The 16,001-nt window shown below is 44.7% G+C and carries 15 protein-coding genes; all 15 read left to right on the forward strand.

Annotated elements, in window-relative coordinates; all coding sequences use genetic code 11:
* Positions 1-52: 52 nt before the first annotated feature.
* The 15 genes from KJ365_RS07950 to fliO all read left to right on the forward strand — a co-directional run bounded on the left by KJ365_RS07950 (position 53) and on the right by fliO (position 15,989).
* The gene (locus tag KJ365_RS07950) at positions 53-901 is read left to right on the forward strand and encodes a pirin family protein (RefSeq protein ID WP_214451080.1); all 849 of its coding nucleotides are present in this window, start codon (positions 53-55) and stop codon (positions 899-901) included.
* A gap of 115 nt (positions 902-1,016) precedes the next feature.
* Positions 1,017-2,486: a sigma-54 dependent transcriptional regulator gene (locus tag KJ365_RS07955; RefSeq protein WP_214451081.1), complete on the forward strand. Its 1,470-nt coding sequence runs from the start codon at positions 1,017-1,019 to the stop codon at positions 2,484-2,486.
* 144 nt (positions 2,487-2,630) lie between these two features.
* Positions 2,631-3,830 (forward strand): sensor histidine kinase, encoded by a 1,200-nt coding sequence (locus KJ365_RS07960; RefSeq protein ID WP_214451082.1) that lies wholly within the window; start codon positions 2,631-2,633, stop codon positions 3,828-3,830.
* On the forward strand, positions 3,827-5,188 hold the full coding sequence (locus KJ365_RS07965; protein ID WP_214451083.1) for a sigma-54-dependent transcriptional regulator: 1,362 nt from the start codon (positions 3,827-3,829) through the stop codon (positions 5,186-5,188). The genes KJ365_RS07960 and KJ365_RS07965 overlap by 4 nt, the downstream gene beginning before the upstream one ends.
* 301 nt (positions 5,189-5,489) lie before the next feature.
* Positions 5,490-5,816 carry a flagellar hook-basal body complex protein FliE gene (gene fliE / locus KJ365_RS07970; protein ID WP_214451084.1) on the forward strand — a complete coding sequence of 109 codons (327 nt, stop codon included), beginning with the start codon at positions 5,490-5,492 and terminating at the stop codon, positions 5,814-5,816.
* 13 nt (positions 5,817-5,829) lie between these two features.
* Positions 5,830-7,527 (forward strand): flagellar basal-body MS-ring/collar protein FliF, encoded by a 1,698-nt coding sequence (gene fliF, locus KJ365_RS07975; RefSeq protein ID WP_214451085.1) that lies wholly within the window; start codon positions 5,830-5,832, stop codon positions 7,525-7,527.
* Between the two features lie 7 nt (positions 7,528-7,534).
* Positions 7,535-8,584 (forward strand): flagellar motor switch protein FliG, encoded by a 1,050-nt coding sequence (gene fliG, locus KJ365_RS07980; RefSeq protein ID WP_214451086.1) that lies wholly within the window; start codon positions 7,535-7,537, stop codon positions 8,582-8,584.
* Positions 8,585-8,586: 2 nt separating this feature from the next.
* Positions 8,587-9,372, forward strand: coding sequence for a flagellar assembly protein FliH (locus KJ365_RS07985; RefSeq protein WP_214451087.1), 786 nt, complete (start codon positions 8,587-8,589; stop codon positions 9,370-9,372).
* Positions 9,353-10,702 carry a flagellar protein export ATPase FliI gene (gene fliI / locus KJ365_RS07990; RefSeq protein WP_214451088.1) on the forward strand — a complete coding sequence of 450 codons (1,350 nt, stop codon included), beginning with the start codon at positions 9,353-9,355 and terminating at the stop codon, positions 10,700-10,702. The genes KJ365_RS07985 and fliI overlap by 20 nt, the downstream gene beginning before the upstream one ends.
* 2 nt (positions 10,703-10,704) lie before the next feature.
* Positions 10,705-11,151 carry a flagellar export protein FliJ gene (gene fliJ, locus KJ365_RS07995; RefSeq protein WP_214451089.1) on the forward strand — a complete coding sequence of 149 codons (447 nt, stop codon included), beginning with the start codon at positions 10,705-10,707 and terminating at the stop codon, positions 11,149-11,151.
* A 126-nt stretch (positions 11,152-11,277) separates the two neighbouring features.
* On the forward strand, positions 11,278-13,413 hold the full coding sequence (locus KJ365_RS08000) for a flagellar hook-length control protein FliK (protein WP_214451090.1): 2,136 nt from the start codon (positions 11,278-11,280) through the stop codon (positions 13,411-13,413).
* 29 nt (positions 13,414-13,442) lie between these two features.
* The gene (gene fliL, locus KJ365_RS08005; protein WP_214451091.1) at positions 13,443-13,961 is read left to right on the forward strand and encodes a flagellar basal body-associated protein FliL; all 519 of its coding nucleotides are present in this window, start codon (positions 13,443-13,445) and stop codon (positions 13,959-13,961) included.
* A gap of 63 nt (positions 13,962-14,024) precedes the next feature.
* A complete protein-coding gene (fliM, locus tag KJ365_RS08010; protein WP_214451092.1) occupies positions 14,025-15,104 on the forward strand; it encodes a flagellar motor switch protein FliM in 1,080 nt (359 codons plus the stop codon).
* Positions 15,105-15,118: 14 nt separating this feature from the next.
* Positions 15,119-15,520, forward strand: coding sequence for a flagellar motor switch protein FliN (fliN, locus tag KJ365_RS08015; protein WP_214451093.1), 402 nt, complete (start codon positions 15,119-15,121; stop codon positions 15,518-15,520).
* Positions 15,480-15,989, forward strand: coding sequence for a flagellar biosynthetic protein FliO (gene fliO, locus KJ365_RS08020; RefSeq protein ID WP_214451094.1), 510 nt, complete (start codon positions 15,480-15,482; stop codon positions 15,987-15,989). Before fliN ends, fliO begins: the two co-directional genes overlap by 41 nt.
* The last annotated feature ends 12 nt before the right edge of the window (positions 15,990-16,001 follow it).

Raw genomic sequence — 16,001 nt, forward strand, 5'->3', positions numbered from 1 at the left:
CTTTACCGGTGTATTACACTATCTATTCATTTAGGTGGGTTAAGGAAGGGCAATGGCGACGCATTTAGTTGCAAAGGAACACGATTTAGGCGGGTTGACGGTCAGGCGAGTGTTACCGCATATGCAAAAAAAGATGGTCGGGCCGTTTATCTTTTTTGATCATATGGGGCCGACCGAGTTTGCCGCGGGGCAGGGCATTAATGTGCGACCTCATCCCCATATCGGTCTTTCCACCTTAACCTATTTGTTCACGGGCAGTATTTTGCATCGCGACTCATTAGGTAACCATTTAGAAATATTCCCAGGTGATGTGAATTGGATGACCGCGGGCAAGGGTATTGTGCATTCAGAGCGCGAAACCTTTGAAGTGCGAGCAAACAAACATGCAATAGATGGCCTGCAGTGCTGGGTAGCATTACCTGAGCATATGGCAGAGCTCGAGTCAAGTTTTCAACACGTGAAAAAGCAGTTGCTACCCACCCTTATCAGAGAAGATATCATGATGCGTTTGATAGTGGGAGAAGCTTACGGCATGAGCGCCCCCATTAAAACGTATAGCCCTATGTTTTACCTTGATATCGCCGCTTGTGCCGGCAGTGCAATAGACCTACCGGACTCACAACAAGAAACGGCGGTTTACGTGATTACCGGCGAAATCGAAATAGCTGGGCAGGTTTATACCAAAGGCGACTTTGTGTTATTTGATGATGAGAGCGCGTTTAGTTTTGTTCAGCCTGGTCGAGTCGTTTTGTTAGGAGGCGATCGTTTTGAAAAAGTGCCGCATATTACATGGAACTTTGTGGGCTACTCAAAAGAGCGAATTAATCAAGCGATAGAGGACTGGCGTGCAGGTAAATTTCCAGCGGTCCCAGACGACAACAAAGAGTTTATTCCGTTTTAATGCATTGTTACGGGATAGTAGGGTTCAAATGTAATGATTTAATGGTGTCATTAAACCGTCGTTTTCGGTAATATCCGTCAATTATTAGCGAAACCTCAGGAACCCTCTGCTTACCATGAATCAAATCTTGATCATCAGCGACAATGAAACGCGTGTAGACCATCTTACTATTATACTTACGTTTTTAGGCAAAAAGCCTCAACATTGTACTTATGCAGATTGTGATGCTGTCTTTGATGAAAGTAAGAATTGGTTTAGCGTATTGATTGACGGAGATATCCCTGAAATCGCAGAAGAGGTCATTCAGGCCTACCCAGAAAGCCCTTTCATTAATATTGGTTTTCAGCTGAGTAAAGAAAGCACATTTAAAAACCTTATGGGTTCACTTTACGAGCCTATTACCTACGACAATCTCAATGATCTATTGCAAAAAAGCAGTGATTACTACACCGCTAACCGACCTTTAGACGCCTTAGTATCAGGCAAAACTAAGCTATTTAGAAGCTTGGTAGGTAACAGTGCTGGCATTACCGACGTGCGTGAACTGATTGAGCAAGTTGCACCGGTCGAAGCGAACGTATTGGTATTAGGTGAATCGGGCACGGGTAAAGAGGTTATTGCTCGTAACATTCATTACATGTCAAAACGTCAAAAAGGTCCTTTTGTTCCGGTAAACTGTGGTGCCATTCCTGGTGAACTCTTAGAAAGTGAGCTTTTCGGTCACGAAAAAGGTGCTTTTACCGGTGCGATTAGCGCTCGTAAAGGCCGCTTTGAAATGGCCGAAGGCGGTACGCTATTCCTTGATGAAATTGGTGATATGCCTCTGCAAATGCAGGTTAAATTATTGCGCGTGTTACAAGAGCGCATTTTTGAACGAGTTGGCGGGAATAAAACCATGACCTGCGATGTTAGAATTGTCGCGGCAACGCATCGCAATTTAGAGCAGATGATCACCGAAGGTAAGTTCAGAGAAGACTTGTTCTATCGTTTGAACGTTTTTCCAATCGAAGCCCCTGCTTTACGAGAGCGCGCCCAAGATATTCCATTGTTATTGCAAGAGCTTGCGTCTCGACTAGAGGGCAGTAGACAAGAGTCAGTGCGCTTTACACAAAAGGCGATGCGCTCACTGATTTGCCATGCTTGGCCTGGCAACGTGCGTGAGCTGTCTAACCTAGTTGAACGTTTGTCGATACTGCATCCAAAGCAAGTCATCGACCTTGAGCATTTGCCGCACAAATATCAATATGACGAGCATGGTCAGGCGCAGGTTCAACAAGCTAGTTCGGATGAAGATACTGCCGAGAAAGACGCTATCACGGCTATGTTCAAATACGCTGAAGCGGCGCCGCAACCAAGTGAGGCGAATCTCCCCGATGCCGCTGATACAACTCTTCCAAATGATGGCGTTAATCTAAAAGAGTACCTCTCTGATTTAGAAATTAGCTTGATTACGCAAGCATTGGATAAACAGGATTGGGTTGTTGCACGGGCAGCAGACCAGCTTGGTATGCGAAGAACCACCTTGGTTGAAAAGATGCGCAAATATGAAATTATTCGCCAAAAAGAGACAGACGAAAGCAGTTAATCTAAGCAAGCCTACTTTCGCGATTTTGACGGTAAATTGACACCGTCAAAATCACCGAAATATCTAACCCACTGATTTTTATAATATAAAATTTGGCACACAGAATGCATTACATGAAGAAAATGTTCATGTGAGTCGCAGTAGATGTCAACTTTATCGTTTCAAAGCAAAGACCTTAGCAATCAAAATAAGCAAGTGAGTTATGCTTTAATGCCGTCCATCAGAGACGTGTATGCTCAGCGTACTTCCCTTGAGCATGCTAAAGAAGATACGCAGCAATCACAAAATCCTCACCGTTTCTCTCACCTTTTATCTATTATGCCCGCTGGCGTAGTGGTCATTGATCAAAAAGGGATCATCACCTTAGCGAATAAACAAGCCAGCGCGTTACTCGATGAACCTTTAGAAGGTGAGCTGTGGCGCGATGTGATTGGCAGAGCGTTTACGCCACGAGCGGATGATGGCCATGAGGTTTCGATGCGCAATGGCAAGCGAGTCAAAATCGATATGTCGCCATTAATTGAGGAGAAGGGGCAGCTAATTGTCATCACAGATTTAACCGAAACTCGTCAGTTACAGCATCGCGTAAGCCATATGCAACGTTTGTCATCACTCGGTAAAATGGTGGCGTCTCTCGCACATCAAGTAAGAACACCGTTATCTTCGGCGATGTTATATGCCGAGAACATCAAAGGCATGCAAGCCTCTCAAAGCACTACAGCAAGATTTAGTGAAAAGCTCCTCATGCGCTTAAAAGATTTAGAGTCTCAAGTGAACGACATGCTGCTGTTTGCGAAAAGCGGTGATGAGCAAATTGTAAAAGCCATGAGTGCAAAAGACATAGCGCAGGCAAGCATACACAATGTAGAAGCGCAATTTGAGCAAGCCGGTGCCAAGCTGAATTTTGAAAATAAAGCAAACGAATTGCCGCTACTATGTAATTTAAGCGCCTTATCTGGTGCCATTGCTAATCTGCTTAGCAATTCATTACAAGCAATGACCAATGCAAAAAGTGAAAACAAACAAGCATCGCTCATAGTAAATAACGTGACGGTAAAGCAAAAAGACTACATAGAGTTTAGCGTTTATGACTGCGGGCCAGGCGTAGACGAAGCTGATATCCAACGTATATTCGAACCTTTTTTTACAACCAAATCACAAGGTACAGGACTGGGTCTTGCGGTGGTTCAAACAGTTGCAAAGTCTCACAAAGGCTTTGTGAAATGCACGAATAGAAAGGGCGAAAAAGGCGCATGTTTTAGTATTTTTGTGCCCGCCAGCGCAGCGTCGCAGAGCGACAAAATTTCATCACAGTTAACCTTCACGCAAGGAGTTCAAGCATGACTAAAACCAAAGTATTGATTGTTGAGGATGATCACGGCCTAAGAGAGGCGTTAGTGGATACCTTATTACTTGGCGGTTATCAGGTAACACCTGTCGAAAGTGCCGAATCGGCCATGGTAAAGCTCTCGCAAGACGAATTTGATTTAGTTGTTAGCGATATTCAAATGCAGGGTATGGATGGTCTTTCACTGTTAAAAAGTGTGAAGAAAAAGTACCCTAAGTTGCCGATGATCTTAATGACCGCATATGCAAACATCAATGACGCCATTCAAGCGATGCGAGATGGGGCCACAGACTATTTATCTAAGCCTTTTGCTCCGCAAGTGTTGCTTAACTTAGTAGGGCGTTACGCACCTGCGCAAAAAGTAGTATCGACTACGCCAATCGTGGCTGATCAAAGCAGTATCGACATGCTTAGCTTGGCACGCAAAGTCGCAAAATCTGATGCAACCGTTATGGTGTTAGGTCCAAGCGGGTCGGGTAAAGAAGTGATCTCCCGTTACATTCATGACCAATCTACCCGAAGTGAATGCCCGTTTGTTGCCATCAATTGTGCTGCTATTCCAGAAAACATGCTTGAAGCTACCCTGTTCGGATATGAAAAAGGGGCGTTTACTGGCGCCATTCAAGCGTGCCCAGGTAAGTTTGAACAAGCACAAGATGGCACATTGCTACTAGATGAAATTACAGAGATGGATTTGGCATTGCAATCGAAGTTGCTCAGGGTATTGCAAGAGCGTGAAGTAGAGCGCCTAGGTGCTCGCAAGACGATATCTCTAAACGTACGCGTCATTGCGACGAGTAATCGCGACCTAAAAGAAGCGGTAGCACAAGGCAAATTTAGAGAGGATTTATATTATCGCCTGAATGTCTTCCCAATTACGTGGTTGCCGTTAGGGCAGCGTAAGGGAGATATTATCCCACTGGCCAATCATATGATTGCCCGCCATAGCCAATCGCAGAATAAAGAGATTGCCCAGCTTAGCGCTGCCGCGCAGCATAAGTTGTTAAATCATAGCTGGCCTGGAAATGTGCGTGAGCTAGAAAATGTGATTCAACGCGCATTAATTTTGGCAGAAGATGGCAGCATCGACACCAGCGATCTTCTGATTGAACCTGCGCAATCGATATTTAGTGCTACGCCAAATGAACATTCTGCTCAAGTAGATGAAGCAGATACCGATAACAAGTTATTAGGTTCGGAGCTTAAATTCCAAGAGCATCAGATCATCCTTGATGCATTGCAAGCATACAACGGTAAACGTAAAGATGTTGCAGAAAAACTCGGAATTAGCCCAAGAACACTACGCTATAAACTCGCAAAAATGCGTGAGTCTGGCATTGATTTACCGGTGTGAACAACAAGATGATTCGCACTAGCTCTGCGCTAAAAAGGAAAGCAGAGCGTTAAACGATTTTTTGTAAGCAGTAAGATATGGACATCACTCCCTATTGCCGCCCCTTTTTAGTGGGCGGCTTTTTTTGTGCTAACTTTAATGCTTCTTAGCTTTTCATCATCCTCTAACTGCATCGTCCTGCAATACTTTGCCTGCCAATATTAACAATTATTGCCGCTTTTTTAACATGTGGCATTTTGATTGCATATTCGCTCATAGATTGTTTTAAAAGCTCAAAAATTTGACGCGTGAGGAAGTGGTAATGGATGTAAAGGCAAATTCTCTATATCAAGAAATGCAGGCCATGGCAATGCAGGCAAGCGCTGCACCGGCTCCTATGGGGAGAATGGAAGTCAGCCCTTCTGGCGGTGAGTTTGCAGATATGCTTAGTCAAGCCGTTGACAATGTGAACGGCATGCAAAAGGAATCTAGAACCTTGCAGCAACGCTTTGAGATGGGCGATCCAAATTTGAGCCTCGTGGATGTGATGGTTGCCAAAGAGAAATCAGGAATTGCTTTTGAAGCAACTGTACAGGTTCGAAATAAGCTTCTAGAAGCTTATAAAACCATCATGAACATGCCGGTATAGAAGGATATAGACAGTGGCTGAATCAGCAAGTACCGAGTTAGCAATCTCAGAAGACATCAGTGAAAGAGAAGTCGCTGACGCTAATCGCAATCCGATTATCGAATCTCTGAGCAGTCCTGACACCATACGCCAGATGACGATGGTAATCACGTTGGTGATTTGTGTCGCCATAGCGATTTTCATTTTCTTATGGTCAAAAGAGCCTACATATCGTCCTTTAGCGCAAATGCCGCCACAGGAAATGATTGAAACCCTTGATTACTTAGACCAAAACCAAATTCAATATAAAATTGAGGGCTCTACCGTATTTGTAGAAGAGTCGCAGTTTAAAGATGTACGCTTAGGCATGGTTCGCCAAGGCATTAATTTGCAAGAATCCGTTGGAAGCGACATCATTATGCAGGATATGGGCTTTGGTGTAAGCCAGCGTGTAGAGATGGAGCGTCTTAAACATGCACGTGAGCAGATGGTTGCGCGCACGATTGAAGACATCAATGCTGTGCAAAAGGCACGCGTGTTATTAGCCCTACCTAAAGAAAATGTATTTGCTCGTAAAGAAAAGCAAGCTAGCGCGACGGTGGTTATTACCGCCGCGAGAGGGTCTGTATTATCGAGCGAAGAGGTTGACTCAATCGTAGACATTGTCGCCTCCGCAGTACAAGGCATGGAGCCTAGTAGAGTGACGGTAACCGACAGCAATGGCCGACTCCTCAACTCTGGCTCACAAAACTCGTTAAGTGCGCGTGCCCGCAAAGAATTTGAATTAGAAAAGAAGCGTGAGAGTGAGTACCTTCAAAAAATTGATTCGATTCTTATCCCTGTTTTAGGTTTAGGTAACTACACGGCACAAGCTGATGTAACTATGGATTTTACTGCGGTTGAACAAACCCAAAGACGTTTTAATCCAGATTTACCTGCCGTTAGAAGCGAAATGATTTCAGAGCAAAATACCGTGGGTGCAATCATTGCCGGTATTCCTGGCGCATTAACCAATCAGCCCCCAACCGACTCAAACATTCCGGAACAAGCTAATGGCGGCGGCAATGGCCAGCCTGTTCCAGGCAATAGTAGCAAAGAAGAAACCCGCAATTTTGAATTAGATACGACGATTAGCCACACCAAACAGCAATCTGGCGTGATCAGACGCTTAAGTGTTTCGGTGGCGGTTGACCACGTTACATCCACCGGCGCAAATGGTGAAACTGTTTCTACGGGCATGTCGCAACAAGAGTTATTGAACATTCGTCGATTGCTACAAGGCGGTATTGGTTTTGATGTCACTCGTGGTGATTCATTAGAAGTTGTTAGCATCCCCTTTAACCGCGTTGAGATAGGCGAGATAGCCGAGCCATCAATGTGGGAAAAAGACTTTTTCATGCCAATGCTGAAGTTGGTGGTGGGGGCTGCGGTAATTATTGTCTTAATTTTAGCAGTGGTGCGCCCAATGCTGAAACGCCTAATATTCCCAGAGGCAGACATGACGGCAGTGGCGAGTGATGACGATATTGAGCTTGATTTAGGTGACGAAACCATGAACTTGCTCAGTGAAGACTTTGACGAGACCAAGGTCGGCTTTGCCGCAGATGGTTCGCTGACCCTGCCAAATCTAAATAAAGATGAAGATGTTCTAAAAGTGGTTCGTGCCTTAGTGGCTAATGAGCCTGAGCTTTCTGCACAAGTTGTGCGCGGTTGGTTATTAGAAGATGAGTGATAAGTAGATGCCAGAGAACACAGAATTACAAACGCAAGAAGCCGCACCGGCATATGATGTAGGCAAGTTAGACGGCATTGAAAAAGCGGCCATACTTTTACTCAGTCTGTCTGAAGATGATGCAGCGCAGATTCTTAAGTTTATGCAACCTAAGCAGGTACAGGCATTAGGTAGTGTCATGGCGGCCATGGACGATATGACTCAGCAAAAAATAAATGCTGTGCATAAACACTTTATTGAAGAAATTCAGAACTATTCGACCATAGGCTTTAAGAGCGAAGATTTTGTTCGCCGCACACTAGTGACAGCCCTAGGCGAAGACAAGGCCGCACATTTGCTAGACCAAATACTAGCCGGAGCGGGAGCTAAAGGCCTTGAGTCGCTTAAATGGATGGATTCTAAGCAGGTTGCGAATATTATTCGTAATGAGCACCCTCAGATTCAAACCATCGTGATGTCGTATCTCGAGCCAGAGCAGTCAGCTGAAATTTTGGCGCAGTTCCCAGAAAAAGTTCGCTTAGATTTATTAATGCGTGTAGCCAATCTTGAAGAGGTTCAGCCTGCTGCATTACAAGAGTTAAACGAAATCATGGAAAAACAATTTGCCGGTCAGGCGGGTGCGCAAGCCGCGAAGATGGGTGGCTTAAAGTCTGCTGCCAATATCATGAACTACCTAGATACCAATATCGAAGCGCAATTGATGGACTCTATGCGTGAACAAGACGAAGAGATGTCACAACAAATCCAAGACTTAATGTTTGTATTTGATAACTTAATTGACGTCGATGACCGAGGCATACAGGCGATATTACGTGAAGTGCAGCAAGAGTCGCTCATGAAAGCCATCAAGGGTGCTGACGAAGAGTTACGTAACAAAATTACCGGTAATATGTCTAAACGAGCAGCCGAAATGCTACTTGATGATATGGAAGCGATGGGACCTGTACGCTTAAGTGAAGTCGAAACAGCCCAAAAAGAAATTCTGTCGATTGCACGTCGTTTAAGTGATGCTGGTGAGATTGTGCTTAGTGGCGGTGGCGGCGAAGAGTTCGTATAAGCATGACAGATCTTGATAACAAACAGTTTGATGACGCCAAGTTATGGGATTTGCCTAGCGTAGATGAACAAACTCAAGTAGATGATACAAAAACCAATGCGTTTAACAAACCCCTTGGGAAATGGAAATACGAAGCACCCGAGCAAGAAGAAGATTTAGCGCCTTTAACTGCCGAAGATATTGAGGCAATTCGCAGCGCCGCTTATCAAGAGGGCTTTGAAGCAGGACAAAAAGAAGGCTTTGAAAAAGGTCATCAAGAAGGACTAGAAAGTGGTAAGGCTGAAGGCTTTGAACAGGGTAAAATAGAAGGTTTGGAAAAAGGTGAAAGCGAAGCTGCAGAGGCTGCAAATGTCCATATTCAAGCGATAAGCGATATATTGGCGCACATGCAACAACCGTTTAAGCAAGTTGATGATAACGTCAAGCAAGAGCTTGTGCTGCTTTCGGTTAGTTTAGCCAAAGCGATATTGAAAACCGAGATTTCACAATCCACTGAAAGCTTAGAAAAAATTATTCATGAGGCCGTAATGGTCTTACCAATGTGTGACACCCACTATCATATTCATTTACATCCACAAGACTTAGATAACATCACCGAAGCACTTGGCGAACAAGCGCTGGAAGATAAACGTTGGAAGCTGACAGCCAATGCACATATGGAGCTAGGCGGTTGTAAGGTCGTTACCGATAATAACGCAGTGGATATGTCTATCGCTCGACGATGTGAACAAGTATTTTCTCAATTACTCATTGACCAAGGTTTAGCCGATGACCCTCGCGCTAGTTGATCATATTAAGCAAGTCACCGCATCTGTCAGTCAAAGTACGCCAGTAGCGTCAGGAAAACTGGTGCGCGGCGTTGGACTCACCCTTGAAGCGGTGGGATGTCAAATTCCCATCGGCGGACGTTGCAGAGTGCAGACTTTACATGGCAAGGTAGAAGCTGAAGTTGTCGGTTTTGCCGGTGACATTACGTATTTGATGCCCACAGAATCCATAAAAGGTGTCGTGCCAGGCTCATTGGTTGAGCCCATTGCGCATGATGCTGGATTGGCTGTAGGGGATGCATTGCTAGGCAGAGTCATCGATGGTAATGGCGATCCCATTGACTCAAAGGGACCCATCGTTACGCAAAAACGAGTATCGACACAGCCTCCGCCAATTAATCCACTGCAGCGCAAGCCGGTAAATGAACCTCTTGATGTAGGCGTGCGTTCCATCAATTCGATGCTGACAGTAGGCAAAGGGCAGCGCATGGGGCTTTTTGCAGGCAGTGGCGTGGGCAAAAGTGTATTGATGGGAATGATGACCCGAGGCACAAGTGCTGACGTGGTGGTTGTTGGATTAATTGGTGAGCGTGGCCGAGAAGTGAAAGAGTTTATCGAAGACATTCTTGGTGAAGAAGAGCGCAAACGAGCAGTCGTGGTAGCGGCCCCCGCCGATACTTCACCGCTCATGCGATTAAAAGGCAGTGAGACCGCAATCACCATCGCAGAGTACTTTCGCGATCAAGGCAAAAACGTGTTATTGTTGATGGATTCACTGACTCGATATGCTATGGCACAGCGCGAAATAGCCTTAGCCGTTGGCGAGCCACCGGCGACAAAAGGGTATCCGCCATCGGTGTTTGCCAAGTTACCTGCTTTGGTCGAGCGCGCGGGCAATGGCAATCAATATCAAGGTTCAATCACCGCTTTTTATACAGTACTCACGGAAGGCGATGATCTTCAAGATCCTATCGCTGATGCCGCCAGAGCGATTCTCGATGGGCATGTGGTCTTGTCTAGAAGCCTCGCTGAGTCTGGACATTATCCGGCGGTTGACATCGAAGCGTCAATTTCACGTGTGATGCCGCAAGTCGTAACGCCAGAGCATCAAGAGAATGCGCGCAATATAAAACGCGTATATTCGGCATACCAACAGAATAAAGATTTAATCAACTTAGGCGCTTACGCACGAGGGAGCGATCCAACCATAGATTTGTCTATTGCTGCGGCACCGGCGATCAACGCCTTTTTACAACAAAGCACGAAGCAAGTTATCAGCTTTGAGAAAGGCGAAGAAGCTTTAAAAACACTAGGAGCAGGACTACAAGCTGCGAATAAAGGGCAGTCATAAGAATGGCAAGCTTGTCGCAACTAGAGCTTGTTTTAGGCATTGAACGTAAAAAAGATGAAGCGCTCGCTCGGCAATATCAGCAGGCCAAAGATCATCTATTTGCGAATCAACAAAAACTGTCATCGCTTGAACAATATCGTTTGGACTATCTAAAGCTTATTCGCCAAAAAGCGAGCGAGGGTTTAAATGCCAAAGCACTCATTCAACATCAAAGCTTTGTAGGCAAGCTTGATAAAGCCTGTGAACAACAGGTTGAACTGATTAACCAAGCTGTATTGGTATCGAACCAACGCAAGGAGCAATGGCTTACGCAGCAGGCTAAAACCCAAGCAGTTGCCAAATTTATGGATAAACAAAAGCAAAAACAAGCGCTTATCGAATCTAAAAATGAGCAAAAGCTGTTCGACGAATTATCGTCTCTAGCGCAATATAAACGCGCAATATCATAGACTTACATCAAAAATAATCACTTTGGTACGCCGATTGCAAAACACTACACTAAGTCACATTGATATTTTTTAAAAACCTATATATATCAATGTATTAAAGGATAATCCACTTAGGATATTAGTGTAATGATGCAACAATTTGCCACTCAATCATCAAAACTTGCCGTAAGTAGCTTGCCAGTCAACATGGATAATAGGTCTTCTTCTGCCGCCTCAGATGAGCGAACAGTATTCAGTGAAGGAAAGAGCGCCTTTGAAAAAGCTATTATCAATGCCGAGAATGGCGCGTTCCGTCAAAATAAGAGAAACGAAAGTGCGGCGTCCGACTTGCGTTCTCCAGTTTTAGAACAAGACGATTCGGCGAAGTTAATAGGGGTGGGTACCAGAGACGGCAAATCCACACAGCCTGTAGAGCGTCCAAGCAAGCCAGGCTTAATTGCTGAGCAGACAGATAAACAGCTAGACTCACAAGCAAGCAAAGTAGAAAGCCCTGACAACGCGGTGCAATCAAACGTAACCAGTGAGATTAATGAAGCTGAGACTCCCGCGGCTGAGTTGCTAAATGCTAATTCACAACAGAGCGATTCTGACAATGGTGCGGGTGAAGATTTTGATTACGTAAACTTTGTCTCTCAAATCCAGCAACTTAATGAAGAAGTGGTTGATACTGTGACATCTCTTACAGAAGGGATTGAAAATGACGAGAAAACACTCGACCTTGCCAATGTAAGTTTAAGTCAGCAAGAGCTTCAGGCGGTATTGGACGCTCAGCAAGCCGGTGTCGATTTAAATGACGCATTGAGTCAAGAACAGTTAGATAAGCTTGATGCAGCGATTACTTCAATGTTAACCCAATATCAGCAACAGAGCGCGCAGTTACAAGATGATCGCTTGAGCGAAAATACTGAGACTGCAGCGTTAGATAAAGCGCTAATGCAAACCATGATTCAGCAATCGGCAAGTGAATTAAAAGATGTATCCGGCGAGGCTCTAAATGCGGCATTAGCATCTGAAGGTGAGCTTGCTAAACAAGTAGCCGTTGCATCTGAAGCTGAGCTTGCCAAACAAGCCGCCCTAAAGGCTGACATGAAACTTGACGCCCAAGATGCACTGACGATGAAAGCAGATAAAGCCACGATTCAAACTGAGTTAGCCGAAGCGCAAGTGGCTCAAAACAAACAAAGTAATAGCATAAATGTATCTGGTGAACTCATCAAAGATGGCACAGGCTCTGGCGTTCAAGAATCTCTAGCAACAGCGGTTGCAGATGGGCAAGGCAATACCAGTCAACTTGACGCTACCACAATTGCTCCAAGCGCTAGCGCTCTCGGTGCTGACGCGCAAATGCAAATCAAGGTGAACAATGATGACAGTAAGGCCTTAGTCAATCAGTTGGCTATGCTAGACGAAAGATCACAAACCAACACCATTGAAAACATTAAATCTCGTGTTGAAAAATTTACCGCTGATTTATCAAACGCGACAAAAGGTAATGAGTTTGTTGCAGCGATGCAAAGCGGATTGAAAGAATTTAAAGAGCAACTTCAATCTGGCAGAGAGCCGGGGATTGATTTAAAGGCACTAGTTTCTGAAGCATTAGCACAAGCAAATGTCGAAATACCAGCACAGAATCAGCCTAAATTAGACAATGCTTTGACGCAGTTTGGCGCGGTGATGAGCCTTGCTAATTCTCTTAATCAGTCAGCGCAGGCCCAAGCACACCAGCTATTTGGGATGAATGAGACACAAATTATAAAAGAATCTAACGCTTTGCACACAGAAGGTACGAAACTTGCTCAGCAAGCACCAAGTAACTTTGATAAAGCGGTAAATATCTTTAAACCTGAAGGTCAGCAGCAATTGGCTGAAAAAGTACGATGGATGGTTGCAGGACGAAATCCTGCAGCAGAGATACGCCTTGACCCCCCTGAGTTAGGGGCTATGCAGATTAAAGTAAATATGAGTAGCGATGCTGCAACCGTGAGCTTCACAGTGCAGTCATCGCAAGCCAAAGAGGCACTTGATCAGCAATTGCCGAAGCTCAGAGAGATGTTACAAGAGCAGGGGATAGAGCTTGGACAGTCATCTGTTCAGCAGGATAGTAAAGGACAGGCATCGCAGCAAGATGAGCAAATGGCTTCGCATTCAAATAATACTGACGGCATGGGAAGTAATGAAGTTGCCCAAGAAGATATGCCCGTTGGCGTGATTGAGCAACGCATAACCGGCGGTAGTTTGGGCGGCATCGATTATTACGCATAACGCGATTAACAAATATAAAGGTAAATAGTATGGCTGAAGAAGATTTAAAAACCGGCGAAGAAGGTAAAAAGAAAAGCAAACTGATGCTGATTATCATCATTGCTGTCGTTTTACTAGGCGGTGGCGGTGCAGGTGCGTATTTCTTCTTAATGGCCGATGATTCGCCTGCAGGGGCAGCGGTGGCAACTGGCGGTACTCAACCTGATGAGTTGGTCAGTGATAGCAGCGGTAGAGCACTGTTTGTTGCGATGCCTAGGCCTTTTCAATTTAATGCACCTGGCGTATCAAGAGAACGATTAGTGCAGATAGAGGTGCAGTTAATGGTGCGCGGACAAGTCAATGAAGAGCGAGCAAAACGTCATATCCCGATGATTGAAGGCACGCTACTTCGGGTGTTCAGTACATCTAATGCCGATGATTTAGTCACTGAAGTTGGAAAAGCCGACTTGCGCTCTCGTTCAACCTCGCAAGTAAGACAAGTAATGAATGACTTAGAAGACAACCCTGTAATTGAAGAGGTGTTGTTTACAGGATTTGTTATCCAATAAGGTATTGGGGAAGCAATTATGAGCATACGAATTTTAGTATTATCAATTGAAGTGGAATGTTAAGTGAGCGATTTATTATCACAAGACGAAATTGACGCGCTTTTGCACGGCGTTGACGATGTTGAGGAAGAAGAGGTCGAGGAAGTCGAACACGACGGCTCCGCGCTAGAATATGACTTTTCTTCTCAAGACAGAATCGTTCGTGGGCGCATGCCTACGCTCGAAATCGTCAATGAACGTTTTGCAAGACATATGCGCATTAGTTTGTTTAACATGATGCGCCGCAGTGCAGAAGTATCCATAAACGGTATCCAAATGATCAAGTTTGGCGAGTACATTCACACTCTGTTTGTACCCACTAGCCTTAATATGGTGCGCTTTAGACCACTAAAAGGCACGGGCCTTATCACCATGGAAGCTCGCTTGGTCTTCATTATGGTGGATAACTTTTTTGGTGGTGACGGACGATATCACGCGAAGATAGAAGGGCGGGAATTTACCCCTACTGAGCGCAGAATTATCCAAATGCTGCTCAAACTCATTTTTGAAGACTACAAAGAAGCATGGGCGCCCGTGATGGATGTGTCTTTTGAATACCTAGATTCAGAAGTTAACCCTGCGATGGCGAACATTGTATCGCCAACAGAAGTCGTGGTAATTAGCTCGTTTCACATTGAGTTAGATGGCGGTGGCGGCGATTTTCACGTGTCACTCCCTTATGCCATGCTTGAACCTATCCGAGATACTCTCGATGCGGGTGTGCAAACCGACAAAGAAGATACCGACTTTAGATGGAGTAAAGCGCTCAGAGATGAAATCATGGACGTTAAGGTAGATTTGTCTACTCACTTCCTTGATGTCGAGGTGACTTTAGAGCAACTCATGAATTTTAAAAATGGCGATATCATTCCCATTCATATGCCAGAGACAGTGACTGTTTCAATTGAAGATTTACCCACTTTTAGAGCCAAAATGGGCCGCTCTAGAGATAATATTGCATTGCAGATAGCCAACAAAATCCCGCGTCCTGTGTCGGTGAAGACCGAGCTTAACTCCTTTACAAAAGGCGGTAAGAAAATTGACAGTGACTCTGAGTTACAGGTGCTTGAAGAAGACTTAATGAGCACCTTAGAGAAAAAATAACCGAGGTAGAAGATATGAGCGAAGAAAATGATGATTTAGATGATTGGGGCGCAGCCATGGCTGAGCAAGCTGAATCTGAGGCGGCCGATGCCCAAGGGGCAGAGCCTGTTGCACTCGATGAGTTAACCGAACCATCGGCTTTAAGCGATGGCGAAGAGAAAAAGCTTGATACCATTTTAGATATTCCTGTGACTATTTCCATGGAAGTGGGCAGGACGAATATTAGCATTAGAAATTTACTGCAGTTAAATCAGGGATCTGTAGTGGAATTAGACCGCGTTGCCGGAGAGCCATTAGATGTTTTAGTAAATGGCACGTTGATTGCTCATGGAGAAGTAGTAGTCATCAACGATAAATTTGGTATCCGGTTAACTGATGTTATTAGTCAAGTCGAGAGAATTAAAAAGCTTAAATAGCTATAAAATAAAAAACACATTAAAAACAGGGTGTTATGCCCTGTTTTTATCTTCATTCTGGACATCTGCACACGCACAAACCGCTTCTTCTGAGTTTGGCGGCATGTCTTCATTCATCTCCATATTTTTGTCATTGATGTTAGTGATCGCCATTATTTTTGCGCTTGCTTACTTAATGCGTCGGTTTAATGTCACTCAAGCTGGAAATGGTCAAATGAAAGTCGTCGCTAGCATGATGGCTGGAGCAAAAGAAAAAATCATGGTGATTGAAGTTGGTGACGAGCAGCATCTTGTTGGCATCACCTCGCATAGTATTAATCACTTAGCGACATTAAACAATCCTATTCAATCCTCATCAAAAAGTTCCGCTGTCGATGGTAAAGCAGGCTTCCAACAAAAGCTTGTGCAGGCGATGGCGCAATCTATTACCGGTCAAAACAAAAAAGATAAGGAGACGCAACGTGATTAGGGGCGCTGTTTG

This window comes from Glaciecola sp. XM2 (genome assembly GCF_018595715.1).
GTDB lineage: Bacteria > Pseudomonadota > Gammaproteobacteria > Enterobacterales > Alteromonadaceae > Glaciecola.

Bases quoted from the DNA above. Each gene is read 5' to 3' on its own strand.
- KJ365_RS07985 (WP_214451087.1), top strand. From the start codon at position 8,587: ATGACAGATCTTGATAACAAACAGTTTGATGACGCCAAGTTATGGGAT.
- fliI (WP_214451088.1), top strand. From the start codon at position 9,353: ATGACCCTCGCGCTAGTTGATCATATTAAGCAAGTCACCGCATCTGTC.
- fliO (WP_214451094.1), top strand. From the start codon at position 15,480: ATGTTATTAGTCAAGTCGAGAGAATTAAAAAGCTTAAATAGCTATAAA.
- fliL (WP_214451091.1), top strand. From the start codon at position 13,443: ATGGCTGAAGAAGATTTAAAAACCGGCGAAGAAGGTAAAAAGAAAAGC.
- KJ365_RS08000 (WP_214451090.1), top strand. From the start codon at position 11,278: ATGATGCAACAATTTGCCACTCAATCATCAAAACTTGCCGTAAGTAGC.
- fliJ (WP_214451089.1), top strand. From the start codon at position 10,705: ATGGCAAGCTTGTCGCAACTAGAGCTTGTTTTAGGCATTGAACGTAAA.
- KJ365_RS07950 (WP_214451080.1), top strand. From the start codon at position 53: ATGGCGACGCATTTAGTTGCAAAGGAACACGATTTAGGCGGGTTGACG.
- fliG (WP_214451086.1), top strand. From the start codon at position 7,535: ATGCCAGAGAACACAGAATTACAAACGCAAGAAGCCGCACCGGCATAT.
- KJ365_RS07965 (WP_214451083.1), top strand. From the start codon at position 3,827: ATGACTAAAACCAAAGTATTGATTGTTGAGGATGATCACGGCCTAAGA.
- KJ365_RS07955 (WP_214451081.1), top strand. From the start codon at position 1,017: ATGAATCAAATCTTGATCATCAGCGACAATGAAACGCGTGTAGACCAT.
- fliN (WP_214451093.1), top strand. From the start codon at position 15,119: ATGAGCGAAGAAAATGATGATTTAGATGATTGGGGCGCAGCCATGGCT.
- KJ365_RS07960 (WP_214451082.1), top strand. From the start codon at position 2,631: ATGTCAACTTTATCGTTTCAAAGCAAAGACCTTAGCAATCAAAATAAG.
- fliE (WP_214451084.1), top strand. From the start codon at position 5,490: ATGGATGTAAAGGCAAATTCTCTATATCAAGAAATGCAGGCCATGGCA.